The organism is Vibrio sp. V30_P3S12P165, from assembly GCF_009904905.1.
GTDB lineage: Bacteria > Pseudomonadota > Gammaproteobacteria > Enterobacterales > Vibrionaceae > Vibrio > Vibrio fujianensis.
The window spans coordinates 73955-91984 of record NZ_WXWH01000041.1; the positions used below are offsets into that span (position 1 = coordinate 73955).

Sequence of the window (18030 nt, forward strand, 5' to 3'; positions counted from 1 at the left end):
ATACTATTCCCTGTGCCATTACTTGGATATATGCGTACTCTAACGGATGATTTCAAGCTCTTCTATAGGAATTGCTAACTTTTCTAATTGCGACTTCAGTTTTTTCATATCCCCAACCACAATAATTTGATAATCCTGTGGCTGAAACCATTTCTTCGCTAATTGATTTAACGTGCTTTTATCGACCTGATGAACCAATTGATTGCGTTGCTGTAAATAATCTCGATCGAGGTTATAAGTCAAAATCTGACTGATGAGCTGAGCTTTTTGAGAGGGCGTCTCATAACTCAAAGCATCTTGCTGTCCAACCGCAAGGCGTAGAAATTCCATTTCTTTATCTGTTAAGCCTTGTTGACTAAAATGCGCTAACTCTTGCTGGATCTCTTTGATTGAGTCAACGGTCACATTCGCTCGCACTTGTGCGTTGAAGACCACTGCACCGATTTCTCGGTTAGCAGTAAAATAGCCGCTAGCACCATAGGTATAGCCTTTATCCTCACGTAGGTTTTGGTTGAGTCGGCTATTAAAGTTACCCGCTAAATTAAAATTTGCTAATTGGCTAAGGTAGAGTTCCCCTGTCGCATCAAAAGGCAATCCTTTACGAACAAAACGAACGACACTTTGTGGTGCTCCTGGTTTATCTACCACATAAATTTTTTGTTCGCTCAAAGGTGCAATGACTTGAGGATTGATCATCGGAGCTGGCTCCCCGTGCCATCGGGCAAAAAATGTTAGTTGTTTTACCACCTCTTGGCGATCAATATCACCGACAACAACGATTTTCGCTCCATTAGGGGTATAATGCTGACGATAGAAATCCTTAACATCATCAAGTGTAAGCGCCGCGATAGAGGCCGTCGTGCCCTCACTTGAACGCGCAAATACCGAGTGGCCAAACAGCACTTGACGCGTCGCTTGAGCGGCTAACCAACTGGGTTGCTGATGTTGATAGACGATGCCTTGCATCATCTGTTGTTGAATACGTGAAAAATCTTGCTTATTAAACCCTGGACTTAATAACCGCTCTTCAACCACGGCTAAGGTTTCTGGTAGGTACATTTTCAAGCTAGAGATGGTGATATTGGTTGCATACGAACCTGCATTAATTCGAATCACCGACCCAAGTTTATCGAGTTCAGCTTGAATTTTTTCTACACTTCGTTGCGCAGAGTCTTGCTCTAACAGAGCGGCCGTTAAATGGGCAAGTCCTTCTTTTCCAACCTCAACATGACGTTCTCCGGCGGGAAGCCGTATGTCGATTAGCACGGTTGGCGTCTCGGTCATCTTTGTTCCTAATAACTCTGAGCCATTATCAAAATACCAGTCATAAAGTACAGGCATCTCTATTTGAACGGCTTGAGCGGCATCGGGAATGATAGAGCGATCAAACGAATCATTAACATGACGATACGCTAACTGCTCCTCTGTTATTTTTTTATATTCAGGGAGCTGTCGTTTAGGGGTAACAAATGTAGCACGTTGGACGGCCCATTCTGTTTTCCCTTTGGGAACCACGCTTAATGTCACTTTGGGATGCTGGTCAATATACTGCTGAAACACCTTCGTGATAGAATCAGAAGAAACGGCCCGCAACTGATTTAACTGCTGCTCAATGCGATCCGGTTGACCATAAAATGTTTGATTACTGGCTAACTGACTCACCTTCCCTTGTACACTTTGCAAAGCAAAAATCGCATTAGCTTCTGCTTGACCCTTGATCTGCGCTAACCGCGAGTTGCTGACGCCTTGCCGAGAAAACTGCTGCAAAGTATCCATCAATGCTTGATATAGTGGTGCTAATTGCGACTGTTCACCTGATGGAGCCATTGCGTAGACATAAAACGTACAAGCCAACTCTGCACAGTCTTGAAATGCCCCAGCATCAACCGCTTGCTGGGTTTTCACTAAATTTTGATAGAGCAAGCTATTACTACCACTGCCTAATACTTGCGCTAACGTATCGAGTGAAGCTTGCTGCTCTGCGCCTTGATAAGCGGTTGGCCAACCGATCACAACCATCGGCTGCTGAATTCGATCTTCAAGAGTAATATAGCGATCTTGCTTTAAATGAACGGGCTGTTTAGGGGCACTATCAACCTGTGGGCCTTTAGGTATAGATCCAAAATAACGGTTTACCCAGGCTAAGGTTTGTGCAATATCAATATCCCCCCCGATCGTCAATACCGCGTTATTTGGCCCATACCAACGTAAGAAGAAAGCCTTAAGATCATTCACATCAACTCGATCTAAATCTTCCACATAACCTATCGTTTGCCAAGAATAAGGATGGCCTTCTGGATAAAGCGCTTCTGACATTTTTTCCCAAATCAAACCATATGGACGATTATCGTAATTTTGCGCTCGCTCATTTTTAACCGTGTCTCGCTGAATTTCAAATTTACGCTGTGAAATCGCTTCAAGCAAAAAGCCCATGCGATCTGACTCTAACCACAGTACTTTTTCCAATTGATTCGCAGGAACGGTTTGAAAATAATTGGTTCGATCTCGATTTGTGGTGCCATTTAAGGAGCCGCCCGCCTCTGTGATCAAACGAAAGTGCTCTTGATCGGCAACATGCTTTGAGCCTTGAAACATCATATGTTCAAAAAAGTGAGCAAAGCCAGATTTACCCACCTCTTCTCTTGCTGATCCCACATGATAAGTCATATCCACATGCACAAGAGGATCGGAATGATCGGGGGATAAAATTACCGTTAACCCATTCGAAAGTTGGTATTTACGATAAGGAATGCCCACCGTATCGGACTGGGTATCCACTTGCTCGATTAAAGTGACGCCATCGGGTAAAGATGAGAAAAAGGGAAGTGATGTTGAAGATGTACAACCGTACAACGCAATACACGTAATCAAACCTAGCCAAAGTTTTTTCATCATAACTCCTTAGAAAAAACCATAAAAAAATGCCCCCAGCATGATATAACGGAAAGCCTTACCAAGCATAATCATGCTCAATACGGGGAAGCTTTTCATTCTTAACCATCCAGCGGCTAAACAAAGCGGATCACCAATAATGGGTAACCAACTCAACAATAGAGCCCAATAACCATGTTTATTTAACCATCGTAGTGCTTTATGACCCTGTTTTTCTTGTTGAGTTCGATTAGGCAACAGCCAACCTAGCCAATAATTAGTCATCCCCCCTAACGTATTCCCGAAGGTGGCAATCATAATAATGGTTATAGGAGAAAATGTCTGAATCGAAAAAGTGGCCAATAGTATAGCTTCAGAACCACCCGGTAACAGAGTGGCACTAAGAAAACTAACAAAAAACAGCACCCATAGTGCCGATTCTGAAAAGAACTGAGCAATCTGAGTAAGGTCAATCGCCAAGATATGCTAACTCTGCATATTAAGCAAAATTTTACCGCGCGTATGCCCAGTTTCCATCTGCTCATGTGCTTGACGAACTTGATCCATTGGGTAAACGTGTTGAATTTCCACTTTTAATAAACCAACACTGACCATGTATAACAAGGTATCTAACTGCTCAGGGTTTGGATCAACTAACATACCGGTTGCCTGAAAGCCTAACATCTTCGCCTTTTCACAGATTAATTCCGCACTTAATGTTGGCACACTCACCACACGAGCATGATCATTAAGGCATTTAAGCGCATCCAATGCCGCATCTCCGCCCACAAGGTCGATCAGAACATCCACCGCTTCCAAACGTTGTGAAACTGGAGCAAATTGATAGTTAATAGCATGAGCCCCTAACGTCGCGAGGTAATCAAGGTTACTTTCACTACACGTGGTATACACTTCGGCTTTAGCGGCTATCGCTACTTGCAATGCAATATGTCCGACTCCACCGGCTCCCGCTAAAATTAACACGCGTTCACCTTCTTGAATTTGAGCTTTACTCAATGCCTGCGCCGCAGTTTGTCCTGCAAGGGGTAATGCCGCAGCCGCTTCTAGCGTAACGGAATCGGGCACGATACTCAGCTCTCTTTCAGGAACACAAAGATATTGGCTATAACCACCCCCACGGAGAGGAAAACCCACAAACCCCGCGACGTTCATCCCTTTTTCAAGCGCTGAAATACCCTGTCCAACTTTCACCACCTGCCCTGCGATGTCATATCCAGCAACCCAAGGTAATTTATCTTGATTTTGCGCAGCAGCCCAACCCAGTCCAGCTCGAGTTTTAGTATCAATAGGATTAATACTGGTAAAAGCGACTTTAACCAACACTTCTCCTTCCTGAGGCTCTGGAATTGGTGATGACTGAATAGCGAGCACTTCTGGCCCACCAAATTGGGTGATGACAATCTGCTTATTATCCATATTCTAAGTCCCTGTGGCTGGTGATGAAAAAAGGGATGCTAAAGCATCCCTTTGAATATATATCATTTTATTACTATACCCAAACAACTTGGAATTGCAGGCAGGCGACAAGCGAGTCAAGCATCGCTACCGCGCGACAACGACATCACTTAATACACTATCGTCAATCGTCATTAACGCTCAACCCTAAAATGCCCTTATTTAGCCGACTAAAGCTAATAAAATCCCAGCCGCAACCGCCGAGCCTAACACGCCAGCAACATTTGGCCCCATAGCATGCATCAATAAAAAGTTTTGTGGGTTAGCTTCTAACCCGACTTTATTAACAACACGCGCCGCCATTGGTACAGCAGAAACTCCGGCAGCACCTATCAATGGGTTAATATCTTCTTTAGAGAATTTATTGAGCACTTTTGCCATCAAAACTCCCCCTGCAGTACCAATACTAAATGCGACAGCACCAAGCACTAAAATACCTAAGGTCGAAATATTAAGGAATTGATCGGATTGAAGTTTTGAACCCACTCCAAGACCTAAGAAGATAGTAACAATATTAATCAGTTCATTTTGTGCCGTTTTCGATAAGCGCTCAACCACACCGGCTTCACGCATTAAATTCCCCAAGCAGAACATTCCAACCAATGGCGTAGCCGAAGGTAGGAACAAAATGGCCATCAGTAACACGAGCAGCGGAAAAATAATTTTTTCCGTTTTCCCTACATGACGCAACTGAGCCATTTTAATCTGACGCTCTTGTGGTGTAGTTAATGCCTTCATGATCGGTGGCTGAATGATAGGAACCAATGCCATATAACTGTACGCAGCAACTGCGATTGCTCCTAATAACTTCGGTGATAGTTGACTGGCTAAAAAGATAGCTGTCGGACCATCAGCGCCACCGATAATGGCTATTGACGAAGCATCAGCTAACGAAAACTCCATTCCTGGCACATAGTTAAGCATGATCGCACCAAATAATGTTGCAAAAATACCGAACTGTGCAGCGGCACCTAACCACAAGGTTTTAGGGTTGGCAATCAAAGCACCAAAGTCGGTCATTGCGCCCACGCCCATAAAAATCAACAACGGGAAAATACCCGATTCGATCCCAATATAGTACACGTAGTACAACAACCCACCCGGCTCAGTAAAACCGGCATTAGGAATATTTGCCAAGATAGCTCCAAACCCAATCGGTAACAGCAATAGAGGTTCAAAACCTTTACGTATGGCTAAAAAAAGCAATACGCAGCCGATAAGAATCATCATGATTTGGCCAAGCGTAAAGTTAGCAATCCCTGTTTCGTGCCACAGGGTTAATAATCCGTCCATGTTACACCCTTATGCCAAACTTAAGATCGGCGCACCGACTGTCACTGCATCCCCTTCCTTCACATGCAGCTCTTGAACAACACCACTACGCGCAGCCCGAACTTCGGTTTCCATCTTCATCGCTTCTAAAATAACCAGCACATCACCTTCAACCACTTCGCTTCCAGGTTGAACTTGAACCTTAAAAATATTTCCGGCAAGAGGAGCGGGCACAGCTTCAGCTGCTGAGGCCGGAACAGGAGCAGAAGTTGTCGCTGTAGACTGACTAGCGGTCACCGAGCTAATTTGACCTTGGGGACCCACTTCTACTTGATACACTTGCCCGTCAACTTTGACACTATAGGTTTCGATACTCGGTACAGAATCTTTTACTACAGGAGCTGCGGCAGATTCGACCGTTTCAGATCCCGGTGCGGGTTCAAATGCATTGGGGTTATGACGGTTTTTTAGAAATTTAAGTCCGACTTGAGGGAATAAAGCATAAGTCAGTACATCATCCACGGTCTCTTGCGCTAATGAAATACCATCCTCTTTAGCTTTAGCTAATAATTCCGTGGTTAAATGTGTCATTTCATCTTGAAGCAAGTCAGCAGGGCGGCAAGTAATGGCTTTACTTCCTTTTAACACTTGCGCCTGTAGATCTTGATTCACTTCAGCAGGTGTTGCCCCATATTCTCCTTTCAGTACCCCGGCAGTTTCTTTGGTTATACTTTTATAGCGCTCACCAGTTAAAACATTAATCACCGCTTGAGTACCAACAATTTGAGATGTTGGTGTAACTAAAGGGATGTAACCAAGATCTTGCCGAACACGAGGAATTTCTTCCAACACCTCATCGAGACGCTCTGCAGCGCCTTGTTCTTTTAGTTGGCTTTCCATATTAGTCAACATACCACCCGGGACTTGAGCAATCAAAATTCGCGAGTCAACCCCTTTTAGTTGTCCTTCAAATTGGGCGTATTTTTTACGAACGTCACGGAAATACGCTGCAATAGGCGCAAGATGTTCAAGATTAAGCTGGGTATCTCGTGCTGTCCCTTGCAACATAGCAACCACCGTTTCCGTTGGCGTGTGTCCATAGGTTTGGCTCATTGACGAAATGGCAGTATCAAGGATATCCACCCCAGCTTCTACCGCTTTTATTGCGGTTGCCGTTGATAATCCAGTTGTCGCATGGCAATGTAAAGCAAGAGGAACATCACACGATGCTTTAATCCGCGATATTAACTCTTCCGCTTCATAAGGTTTTAAAAGTCCTGACATGTCTTTAATACATAATGAGTGACAGCCAAGATCTTCTAATCGCTTCGCCAGATCAACCCAAGTTTCTGTATTATGGACTGGACTAATGGTATAAGAGAGCGTTCCTTGAGCATGTGCACCAACGTTGACCGTTGCTTTGATCGCTTGCTGAAAGTTGCGTACATCGTTCATTGCATCAAAAATACGGAATACATCCATCCCATTAACGTGAGCACGCTCGACAAACTTCTCAACCACATCATCCGCGTAATGGCGATAACCAAGCAGGTTCTGCCCTCGTAATAACATCTGCATTGGGGTATTGGGCATCGCTTTTTTTAGCGCACGCAGACGCTCCCAAGGATCTTCTCCCAAGTATCGAATACACGCATCAAAGGTAGCCCCACCCCAAGTTTCTAACGACCAATAGCCGATTTTGTCCAACTCTGCTGCAATAGGCAACATATCTTCAAGACGCATGCGCGTCGCAAATAATGATTGATGGGCGTCTCTTAACACCACATCGGTAATAGCAAGTGCTTTAGACATGCTCATTAACTCCTTTTAATTGGTACTACTTAGCAGCTGAGTGTCGGTACTGATGTACAGCGGCAGAGATAGCCGCTACCACCTGAGGGGGAACTGCAGCAGAGGTTGGTTGAATCGATTTTTTGGGGCTGACTATCGTCTGAGGTACTTCTTGCGGTACCCATTTAGACATGAACCGAACGAGATAGACCAAAATGGTTAAAAATAGAAATACGACGACCATCCCTGTAACCATCAGGGTAGCCGCATCAACTAGCAGGCTTCCAATATTTGTCATGTTGCTTCCTTTCTGTGTCATCCTGACAGCAATTGTCTGCGATAAACCATTATTATTCCGACAAAAGCCAACAGGATTATCTCGACTTGTGAAAAATTGTCAATTTTGTTTAGGATTTTTAAACAAATCAGAGTAACCAAGTGAAAGAACCGTCATACAAATCACAAAACGTGATGTAATTGAGCTAAGAAACTCGCACGTTTTTAGTGAATATGAGTAGATTAATAGGAATTTGAAATAAAATTTGAGATGCAGCTAGTAAAAGGAGAACAGACCAATAAAAACAGTATGTTGTGAAAATGAAATAAAAAAAATGCTACAGGATTGTAAAAAAACAAAACCCCGCTTAATTGCGAGGTTTAAAAGGTGGCGCGCTCAGGAGGATTCGAACCTCCGACCGCCTGGTTCGTAGCCAGGTACTCTATCCAGCTGAGCTATGAGCGCGCAAGGCTTCGGTGAAATTAAACTTTACACAACAGTCAAATCACCAAGGTTTTTTATGACCTTAAATAATGGCGCGTCCTGGAGGATTCGAACCTCCGACCGCCTGGTTCGTAGCCAGGTACTCTATCCAGCTGAGCTAAGGACGCACGGTGCTAGTGATGATATCACTAACTTGAAATAATGGCGCGCTCAGGAGGATTCGAACCTCCGACCGCCTGGTTCGTAGCCAGGTACTCTATCCAGCTGAGCTATGAGCGCGCAGGGCTTCGGTGAAATTAAACTTTACACAACAGTCAAATCACCAAGGTTGTTTATGACCTTAAATAATGGCGCGTCCTGGAGGATTCGAACCTCCGACCGCCTGGTTCGTAGCCAGGTACTCTATCCAGCTGAGCTAAGGACGCACGGCGCTAGTGACGATATCACTAACTTAAAATAATGGCGCGCTCAGGAGGATTCGAACCTCCGACCGCCTGGTTCGTAGCCAGGTACTCTATCCAGCTGAGCTATGAGCGCGCAGAATGTGATAAATCACACTAAAATCTCTTCGAAACAAAATTGTTAGCAATAAACCAACAAATGGCGGTGAGGGAGGGATTCGAACCCTCGATACGGCTACAAACCGTATACTCCCTTAGCAGGGGAGCGCCTTCAGCCTCTCGGCCACCTCACCACAAGCATGTTTCTCTATTATATGGCGCGTCCTGGAGGATTCGAACCTCCGACCGCCTGGTTCGTAGCCAGGTACTCTATCCAGCTGAGCTAAGGACGCGCAGTTGCTTAATTATTATAAGCCTTGCAAGAATGGCGGTGAGGGAGGGATTCGAACCCTCGATACGGCTACAAACCGTATACTCCCTTAGCAGGGGAGCGCCTTCAGCCTCTCGGCCACCTCACCGTCTTGCGGAGGCACATATTACGATTTACCAAAAATATGTCAAACACTTTCTTGGTAAAAGTTTTAAAAAAAACGTTAACCGTTGGCTATTTAACCAAAGCGTTGACTTTTTACACTTAAGTACCAAAGCCTAGGATTTATCACGCTATTTCAAATGCACAATACCGTGATTCTTAACGAACAAAAAATAAATAAGGCCGGTTAATACCAGCCTTATCTCGATAATTAGTAGTTGCTAGGAGCAACGTTACCATTACCTTTTTCTGCTTGAATGCGCATGTAAATTTCTTCACGGTGCACAGATACTTCTTTGGGAGCGTTAACACCTATCCGTACTTGATTACCTTTTACACCCAAAACTGTTACCGTTACTTCATCACCGATCATCAGTGTTTCGCCAACGCGGCGAGTCAAAATTAGCATTCTTTGCTCCTTGAGTAATCTCTGTATTATCTTGCAACTACGCTATTATCTACTAAAAGTTATCTCCCAGTAAACTTTATTGCATCTAAATCAGCCTAAAAGCATCTGCTTTGCCTCAAACGCCAGCGAAGTGTCCGAATAAATATAAGCCTTGTGCAAAATATTAGCCGCATTATCCACCTTATGCGGCGCAAGCGTTAACATCAATGATTGCGAGCTTGTGGAGACATAATGCACATCTATCCCTTGTTCGGTCAATAAAGCACAAGAATGCTCCACCAACATAGCAGCTTGCAATCCAACGGTGGTTAACAAACTCACAGGTTCACTATTGCGGATTTTACCGTTAAACACCAGTTCTAACTTCGCATAAGCGTCCTGTTTTATCACTATCGCCGTCCATTCTGCTTCCTCGATCACATTCCATAGTTCGATCCCCAGCATATGGCACTGCTTTTCCAGAATCGTGGCATCGTCAGATTCAATCTTGACGAGTAGCATCTCCCTCTGAATCGCAATGCCACATATGTTCTGTGTTCCCCGCTCACCTTTAATTAAGCTCCCTTGATTGGTATCAAAGGTCGATAACACTCTGAGTGGGACTTGATGTTTCCACGCATATTGAACGCAAGGTAAGTGCAACACTTTCGCCCCTTTACGGGCCATTTCTTCCATCGAAGGGAAGTCGATCACCGCCAATTTACGCGCAGATGGCACCACGCGAGGATCACAGGTATATATGCCATCCACATCCGTAAAAATTTGACATTCATCAGCGTTGAGTACGCCAGCTAACGCCACGGCACTCGTGTCCGATCCACCTCGACCTAATGTGGTGATATCCCCTTTCTCATTCACCCCTTGGAAGCCTGCGATGACCACAATAAGCCCTTGAGTCAATAATTCGCGAATGGTTCGGGTATCGATCGACTTGATCGTTGCATTGTTGTGTTGGTTATCGGTGACAATGTTGGCTTGCGTTCCAGTAAGGGAACAAGCGGGATACCCCAATTTATTTAAAACCATGGCAAGTAATGCCATCGACATTTGCTCACCAGCAGAGAGTAAAACATCAAGCTCTCTTGCATTCGGTACACGCTCAATTTGTTGGGCAAGGCCCAACAGACGGTTCGTTTCACCAGCCATGGCAGATACAACCACAACAACTTGATTCCCATCATTTTTTGCTTTAATGATGTGTTCAGCAACGGTATATATTCTCTCAATAGAGCCGACCGACGTTCCACCGAACTTTTGTACGATAAGGGGATTTTTCACCAGTATTCACCTTCCCAAGACAAAGTCTCATGGCCCCAACAATGAATCAATTGCTTGATGAGTCATTGAGGGATATAAACAACAAAACCAAGTGGATAACTGGTTTTGTTTAAAACAACGCCAATTACACCACTTGGTTAACCAGATAAAATTACGCTCAATCAAAAGATAATTGATTGAGCGTAACTTATCACTATGTTATAGACGCTCTGCAATCCAAGCGTCAACAGACTCTAAAGCAGAAGGAAGCGCTTTGGCGTCACTCCCTCCCGCTTGTGCCATATCAGGGCGGCCGCCCCCTTTACCACCAACTTGTAGTGCAACCATATTAACCAAATCTCCGGCTTTCACTTTGCTGGTCAAATCTTTGGTCACTCCTGCAATCAAGCCGACTTTATCATCCACGACATTACCTAACATGATAATACCGCTACCTAGCTGATTTTTTAATTCATCAACCATCCCACGTAGTGCTTTATTATCAGCACCATTGAGTTGTGCAACAAGCACTTTAACCCCAGCGATCTCTTTCACTTGATCGGTTAAAGATGCGCTTGCTTGGGTAGCCAATTTATCTTTCAACTGCTGGATTTCTTTCTCAAGTTGCTTCACTTTATGGGCAGTTTCAGAGAGTTTTTCTTCGTATTTATGTTGCTGATTCTCTAAAGCATCGAGAGCGGCTTCACCGGTAACCGCTTCAATGCGACGAATTCCAGCCGCGATACCGCCTTCGGACAGAATCTTAAATAAGCCAATGTCTCCTGTATGTGAGGCATGAATACCACCACATAATTCGGTTGAAAAGTCACCCATGGAAAGAACGCGTACTTGCTCATCATACTTTTCACCAAAGAGTGCCATCGCCCCTTTCTGTTTCGCCGCTTCAATGTCCATGATCGCCGTTTCAATCACATGATTACGACGAATTTGGCTATTAACTAAGCGCTCAACGTCTTTAAGCTCATCAGTGGTCATCGCTTCAAGGTGTGAGAAGTCAAAGCGCAAGCCTTCTGCTTTTACGAGTGAACCTTTTTGGGCAACATGTTCACCCAACACTTGACGCAATGCCGCATGCAATAAGTGAGTGGCTGAATGGTTTAGTGAAATTGCAGCACGGCGCTTGGCATCAACGATCGCTTCAACCTGATCTTCTTTGGCCATAACCCCCTCTTGTAACAAGCCGTAATGGGCTATGGCATGACCTAATTTCTGAGTATCTTCGACTTGAAATACCCCCGACGCTGTTTTTAACACGCCGGTATCACCACATTGGCCACCCGATTCAGCGTAAAACGGCGTTTTCTCCAGTACCACAATGGCCTTATCACCCGCCGATAACGCATTGACCTCTTGACCATCAACAAACATCGCTAATACTGGGCTTGCCTGTTGCACTGCGTTATAACCACAGAATTCAGACTGGCCCTCAACCTTAATCAAACGATTATAGTCTGTACCAAAGTGCCCTGCTTCACGAGCGCGTTGACGCTGCTCTTCCATTGCGGTTTCAAAACCCGCTTCATCAATGGTAAAGCCTCGTTCACGTGCTACATCATTAGTTAAATCGGCTGGAAAGCCATAAGTATCATACAGTTTGAAAACCGTTTCACCATCCAGCTCTTGACCCGTTAAGGCATCTAACGCGTCATTAAGAATAGCCAGTCCTCGTTCAAGAGTACGACCAAAGTTTTCTTCTTCAATACGAAGGATTTTTTCAACCAACGCTTGCTGTTTATGCAACTCTTTGCCTGCACTACCCATAACGTCAATGAGTGGTGACACCAGCTTGTAGAAAAATGCGCCTTGAGCACTCAGTTTATTACCATGACGAACGGCACGGCGAATAATCCGGCGTAATACATAGCCACGCCCTTCGTTCGACGGCATTACACCATCGACAATTAAGAAAGCACATGAACGGATATGGTCGGCTAACACACGCAATGATTGATTGGTCAGGTCTTGATCACCAATCACTTCGGCGGCCGCTTTGATCAAGGTTTGGAAAACATCAATCTCATAGTTAGAGTGGACGCCTTGAACAATCGCAGAAATCCGTTCAATCCCCATTCCAGTATCGACCGACGGTTTCGGTAACGGCTCCATTTTTCCATCGGCATGGCGATTAAACTGCATAAACACCACGTTCCAGATTTCAATAAAACGATCACCATCTTCTTCTGCTGATCCTGGAGGCCCACCCAAAATGTGTTCACCATGATCATAAAATATTTCGGTACAAGGACCGCAAGGGCCGGTATCACCCATTTGCCAGAAGTTGTCCGACTCGTAAGCTTTCCCTCCAGGTTTGTCACCAATGCGGATAATGCGATCTTGTGGAATACCGACTTTTTGATGCCAAATATCAAAGGCTTCATCGTCCGTTTGATACACGGTAACCAATAAGCGTTCTTTAGGTAACTGAAGAACTTCGGTGAGAAATTCCCATGCATACTGAATCGCATCTTCTTTGAAATAGTCACCAAAACTGAAGTTACCCAACATTTCAAAAAAAGTATGGTGACGAGCAGTAAAGCCAACGTTTTCTAGATCATTATGCTTACCACCAGCACGTACACAACGTTGAGCGGTTGTCGCTCGCGTATAAGCGCGTTTTTCTAGGCCAAGAAAACAATCTTTAAATTGGTTCATTCCTGCGTTAGTAAATAGCAGGGTCGGATCATTAGTAGGCACCAATGATGAACTATCAACGATCTGGTGCCCTTTACTTTCAAAGAATGAGAGGTACGCGCGGCGAACCTCATCGGTGCTCATATACATGCAGCTCTTCCTGAATGACTCAAGTTAGAATTTTGAGCTATTGTAAAGCATGGATAAGGCTTCGACTAGTTTTCTTAATTAAAAGAGGAAAATTGCAAAACATAGCCTCTCAAAAACAAGGCTGGGGTGGGATCATCAGCGTCAAGCAGACTCATTTTCAATCTCACTCAAATCAGATAATGCGTACTGAATTTGCTCAAAACTAAACCCACGATACTGTAAAAAGCGAATACGCTTTGCTTGCGTTTTTCTGTCGATAGAAGCGCAAGAGTTAAATTTTTTATCTGCCGCCTGCTTGGCGAGTTCAAACCAGTCGATCTCTACTTGCGAAAAGGCGATGACGATCAGATCATCACTGACTCGATTTTGTTGTAAAGATTGACGAATCCGTCTCTCACCATGTCCTTTACTGATATGCTGACGAATAACACTAAGTGCGTAGCGTAAATCATCGATATAACCATAGTGCTGGCAGTATAAAATGGCTTGCTCAACATCTGAGTGCGAAAATCCTTTCATCAAAAGCTTTTGCATCAGTTCATATTGGCTATGATCTCGCCGACTTAACAATCCCAGCGCACTCTCTTGGCAACGTCTTTGGGGCTTAAGTTCTCCTTTGCTGTGAGGAAGAAAAGACATATCGAATGCTCCAATTGTAAAAAAACCCTGCAAAGCAGGGCTAAATAAACCAGATAAAACCGCACTTACAATTCGTCTTGCTCAGGTACAATCCCAAACTCAGGCTCTTCAACTGCAATTTGTTCTGGACTTAGTAACATTTCACGTAACTTGCTATCAATCGTTTTAGCAGCTTCAGGATTTTCTCGTAAGAATTTACAAGCATTGGCTTTACCTTGACCAATTTTATCGCCGTTGTAGCTATACCAAGCGCCCGCTTTTTCAATCAGCTTATGTTTGACCCCCAGATCGACAAGTTCACCTTCTCGGTTAAAGCCTTGGCCATACATGATTTGGGTATTCGCTTCTTTAAATGGTGCCGCTATTTTATTTTTAACCACTTTAATACGAGTTTCGTTACCAACAACCTCGTCACCCTCTTTTATGGCACCGGTACGGCGAATATCAAGACGAACCGAAGCATAGAATTTTAGTGCGTTACCACCGGTTGTGGTTTCTGGGTTACCAAACATCACACCAATTTTCATCCGAATTTGGTTGATGAAGATACACATACAATTAGACTGTTTGAGGTTACCTGTTAATTTACGCATTGCTTGAGAAAGCATACGCGCCTGAAGCCCCATGTGGCTATCCCCCATTTCACCTTCAATTTCAGCTTTTGGGGTTAATGCCGCCACAGAGTCGACAACGATAACATCCACGGCTCCTGAACGCGCTAGCGCATCACAGATTTCCAGCGCTTGTTCACCCGTATCAGGCTGGGATACCAAAAGTTCATCAATATTCACGCCCAATTTGCGTGCGTAGACAGGATCAAGTGCGTGTTCTGCATCAATAAAAGCACAGGTTTTACCTTCTCGCTGTGCAGAAGCAATCAATTCAAGGGTTAGTGTGGTTTTACCTGAAGATTCAGGGCCAAACACTTCCACAATTCGCCCCATTGGCAAACCACCCGCACCTAATGCGATATCGAGAGAAAGAGAACCGGTTGAAATGGTTTCAACATCCATGGCTCGGTTATCACCGAGGCGCATGATCGAGCCTTTACCGAATTGCTTTTCAATTTGACCAAGCGCGGCGGCCAATGCTTTTTGTTTATTCTCGTCCATTACTTTCTCCAGACTGTCACCTAAATGGTGAGCGGTGAATGCTTAGATAGTGTGTCGACAGATTCGTCAAGTTGCTACTCATTATACTGTTGATTCATACAGTGTCCAGAGCTGTGTAGAAAAATTTGTGTTTGACCTCAAGTTAACTGAGCGCAGGTAAATAATCCGCTATGGTTTGTAATGCATGAATCATCGCCTGTTGACGAACTTGCGCTCGATCGCCAGTAAAATGCCTTGTCTCAATTTTTTGCCAACCTTGTGTATCAGCCCAAGCAAAGCAAACCGTTCCAACCGGTTTCTCTTCACTACCACCATCCGGGCCAGCAATTCCACTGATCGCCACTCCCATTGTCGCACGTGAATGCGCCAGCGCCCCTTGTACCATTTCTTGTACCACCGGCTCAGAAACCGCACCAAATTTAGCCAATGTTTCGCTTTGCACACCAATCATCTCTTGTTTGGCCTGATTACTATAGGTAACAAAAGCACGATCAAACCAAGCCGAACTGCCCGGAATGTCGGTAATAGCAAAAGCAACCCCGCCGCCGGTACACGACTCGGCACTGGTTAACACCTGGTGACTTCGTAATAGCTGTTGGCCTAATTGCTGGCTTAATGAAAATAGCGTTGTCATGTTTCTCTCCATTGATACGGATTAGGTATATACCCTTAGCACAGTTCGAGTGATGAGAACATACCATGGGCACATAAGCGTACCCATGCAAGGCTGTAATATATAACATGAAGTTATATTTCAAACATTAGACTATCAGCATCTAAGAATGGCCAACGGATCACGTGTGGGGTACTTTGCTGCTCACCAAAAAAATAACCGACTTGTGGTGTTGCGAAGGTATGATCGCCGCGAGTCAACGGTTGTTCGCTTAATGCTCGGTGGGTTAATTTCGCTTCCCAGTGATCATTACTTTGCCATCCTAACGGTGCCAATTCAACACGCACTTCCGCGCCAACCGGGTTGATAGAAATAACCTCAAATGGTAACGATGCTTGGCTGTTAGGCTTGCGCGACAAAGTTAACTCATGGCTGCGGACATAAAGCTTGCCAGAGTGACAAATGGCTTGTTGTTTTGGTGGCAAGATAAATGCCTGACCATTAGCCCACTGTTCATGTTGCCACTCGGCTTGGAACACATTCACATTACCAAAAAAATCGAACACAAACCGACTGTTAGGTTGAGCATAAAGCTGTACGGGAGAGTCAATCTGCTCAATCCGTCCATCACTCATCACCACGACACGATCTGACAGTTCTAATGCTTCGTCTTGATCATGGGTGACAAAAACACTGGTAAAGCTCAATTCATCATGTAGGTTACGTAACCAGCGGCGTAACTCTTTACGTACCTTGGCATCTAATGCTCCAAAAGGCTCATCGAGTAGCAATACTTCAGGTTGGGTCGCTAACGCGCGTGCTAATGCAATACGTTGCTTTTGTCCTCCAGAAAGTTGCTCTGGATAACGCTCAGCGAGATGCCCTAACTGAACAATGTCTAATAACTGTTTTACGCGCTGAGCGATCACTGCAGCTGGCGGCCTTTTGCGTCGTTCCATCACTTGTAAACCAAAAGCGACATTATCTGCCACCGTCATATGGCGAAAGAGCGCATAATTTTGAAAGACAAATCCGACGCGACGCTCACGAACATGCACATTGGTCACGTTTCTATTACCAAAGTGAATCGTGCCGCTATCCGCTCCTTCTAAACCAGCAATGATCCGTAATAGCGTAGTTTTCCCTGATCCAGATGGCCCAAGCAGACCGACCATCTCTCCATCATCAATATGTAAAGAGAGCGGGGAAATGGCTTGAAATTGACCAAAGTTTTTGCAGATATTATCTAAACGTATACTCATACCGTCCCTTGCTCACTGTTGTTTTTTATCTGGTTATATTCTTGTCGCCATTCCACATAGGCTTTAAAGATAAGGGTTAATAAGGCGATAAAGGCTAATAATGAGGCACTCGCGAATGCAGCTTCCGATTGATAATCTTCATAAAGTAATTGCACGTGCAGTGGCAAGGTGTTGGTTTCGCCACGAATATTACCGGAAACGACCGCGACGGCACCAAATTCACCAATCGCTCGCGCATTGGTTAAAATCACCCCATAAATGAGTGCCCACTTGATATTAGGCAAAGTAACACGGCGAAACAGTTGCCACCACGATGCGCCCAAAATGACTGCCGCCTCTTCATCAGATCGTCCTTGTTGCTGCATTAATGGAATTAATTCACGCGCGACAAAAGGACAAGTCACAAAAATGGTCACCAACACAATCCCCGGCCAAGCGAACATGACTTGTAAATCACGTTCAAACAACCATGCTCCTAACCAACCGCTGCTGCCATACAACAGTAGATACAACAGCCCAGCCACAACAGGGGAAACCGCAAAAGGAATATCAATTAACGTCACTAGTATTTTTCGGCCGTGAAATTCAAAGCGTGTTACCGCCCAAGCCAGCAACACACCAAATACTAAATTAACCGGTACCGTCAGTAGTGCGACCATCAAGGTTAAACCAATCGCATGACGTGTATCCGCGGCAAGTAAACTCTTTAAGTAATTGGATAAACCACTAGCAAAGGCTTGCTGAAAAATGCTGACCAAAGGAATAATCAATAATAAGGTCACCCAAAATAGCGCCAATGTAATCAAACTCCATTTAACCCAAGGGCTTTCACCGACACGTCGGGGTTGATGTCCACTCATCTTTTTTATTCC

Annotated in this window: 14 protein-coding genes and 8 tRNA genes; all 22 read right to left on the reverse strand. The window is 44.6% G+C overall.

Annotated features, from left to right (window positions below; all coding sequences use genetic code 11):
• Positions 1-39: 39 nt before the first annotated feature.
• Positions 40-2892 carry a M16 family metallopeptidase gene (locus tag CAG57_RS09165; protein ID WP_161427579.1) on the reverse strand — a complete coding sequence of 951 codons (2853 nt, stop codon included), beginning with the start codon at positions 2890-2892 and terminating at the stop codon, positions 40-42.
• A gap of 9 nt (positions 2893-2901) precedes the next feature.
• Positions 2902-3351: a YqaA family protein gene (locus CAG57_RS09170; RefSeq protein ID WP_099611792.1), complete on the reverse strand. Its 450-nt coding sequence runs from the start codon at positions 3349-3351 to the stop codon at positions 2902-2904.
• Positions 3352-3357: 6 nt separating this feature from the next.
• On the reverse strand, positions 3358-4308 hold the full coding sequence (locus CAG57_RS09175; RefSeq protein WP_161427578.1) for an NADP-dependent oxidoreductase: 951 nt from the start codon (positions 4306-4308) through the stop codon (positions 3358-3360).
• Between the two features lie 201 nt (positions 4309-4509).
• Positions 4510-5640, reverse strand: a complete 1131-nt coding sequence (locus CAG57_RS09180; RefSeq protein ID WP_099611790.1) for a sodium ion-translocating decarboxylase subunit beta — start codon at positions 5638-5640, stop codon at positions 4510-4512.
• A gap of 9 nt (positions 5641-5649) precedes the next feature.
• Entirely contained in the window at positions 5650-7431 is a 1782-nt protein-coding gene (gene oadA / locus CAG57_RS09185; protein ID WP_161426863.1) for a sodium-extruding oxaloacetate decarboxylase subunit alpha, read from the reverse strand.
• Between the two features lie 25 nt (positions 7432-7456).
• Positions 7457-7708 (reverse strand): oxaloacetate decarboxylase subunit gamma, encoded by a 252-nt coding sequence (locus CAG57_RS09190; protein WP_099611789.1) that lies wholly within the window; start codon positions 7706-7708, stop codon positions 7457-7459.
• A gap of 367 nt (positions 7709-8075) precedes the next feature.
• Positions 8076-8152, reverse strand: a tRNA-Arg gene (locus CAG57_RS09195).
• Between the two features lie 69 nt (positions 8153-8221).
• Positions 8222-8298 (reverse strand) — tRNA-Arg (locus CAG57_RS09200).
• 35 nt (positions 8299-8333) lie between these two features.
• A tRNA-Arg gene (locus tag CAG57_RS09205) sits at positions 8334-8410 on the reverse strand.
• A 69-nt stretch (positions 8411-8479) separates the two neighbouring features.
• Positions 8480-8556 (reverse strand) — tRNA-Arg (locus tag CAG57_RS09210).
• Between the two features lie 35 nt (positions 8557-8591).
• Positions 8592-8668 (reverse strand) — tRNA-Arg (locus CAG57_RS09215).
• 64 nt (positions 8669-8732) lie between these two features.
• Positions 8733-8825 (reverse strand) — tRNA-Ser (locus CAG57_RS09220).
• A gap of 22 nt (positions 8826-8847) precedes the next feature.
• Positions 8848-8924, reverse strand: a tRNA-Arg gene (locus CAG57_RS09225).
• Positions 8925-8957: 33 nt separating this feature from the next.
• Positions 8958-9050: transfer RNA gene (locus CAG57_RS09230), tRNA-Ser, on the reverse strand.
• 225 nt (positions 9051-9275) lie between these two features.
• A complete protein-coding gene (gene csrA / locus CAG57_RS09235) occupies positions 9276-9473 on the reverse strand; it encodes a carbon storage regulator CsrA (RefSeq protein ID WP_099611788.1) in 198 nt (65 codons plus the stop codon).
• 90 nt (positions 9474-9563) lie between these two features.
• A complete protein-coding gene (locus CAG57_RS09240) occupies positions 9564-10751 on the reverse strand; it encodes an aspartate kinase (RefSeq protein ID WP_161427316.1) in 1188 nt (395 codons plus the stop codon).
• A 198-nt stretch (positions 10752-10949) separates the two neighbouring features.
• On the reverse strand, positions 10950-13532 hold the full coding sequence (gene alaS / locus CAG57_RS09245) for an alanine--tRNA ligase (RefSeq protein ID WP_161427317.1): 2583 nt from the start codon (positions 13530-13532) through the stop codon (positions 10950-10952).
• A 141-nt stretch (positions 13533-13673) separates the two neighbouring features.
• The gene (gene recX / locus CAG57_RS09250) at positions 13674-14171 is read right to left on the reverse strand and encodes a recombination regulator RecX (RefSeq protein WP_099611786.1); all 498 of its coding nucleotides are present in this window, start codon (positions 14169-14171) and stop codon (positions 13674-13676) included.
• Positions 14172-14236: 65 nt separating this feature from the next.
• Positions 14237-15283, reverse strand: coding sequence for a recombinase RecA (gene recA / locus CAG57_RS09255; RefSeq protein WP_099611785.1), 1047 nt, complete (start codon positions 15281-15283; stop codon positions 14237-14239).
• Between the two features lie 142 nt (positions 15284-15425).
• Complete coding sequence (pncC, locus tag CAG57_RS09260; protein ID WP_099611784.1) at positions 15426-15917, reverse strand: nicotinamide-nucleotide amidase; 492 nt, start codon at positions 15915-15917, stop codon at positions 15426-15428.
• Between the two features lie 113 nt (positions 15918-16030).
• Positions 16031-17158 carry a sulfate/molybdate ABC transporter ATP-binding protein gene (locus CAG57_RS09265; protein ID WP_161427318.1) on the reverse strand — a complete coding sequence of 376 codons (1128 nt, stop codon included), beginning with the start codon at positions 17156-17158 and terminating at the stop codon, positions 16031-16033.
• Positions 17155-18018, reverse strand: a complete 864-nt coding sequence (cysW, locus tag CAG57_RS09270) for a sulfate ABC transporter permease subunit CysW (RefSeq protein WP_099611782.1) — start codon at positions 18016-18018, stop codon at positions 17155-17157. The genes CAG57_RS09265 and cysW overlap by 4 nt, the downstream gene beginning before the upstream one ends.
• Positions 18019-18030 lie beyond the last annotated feature (12 nt).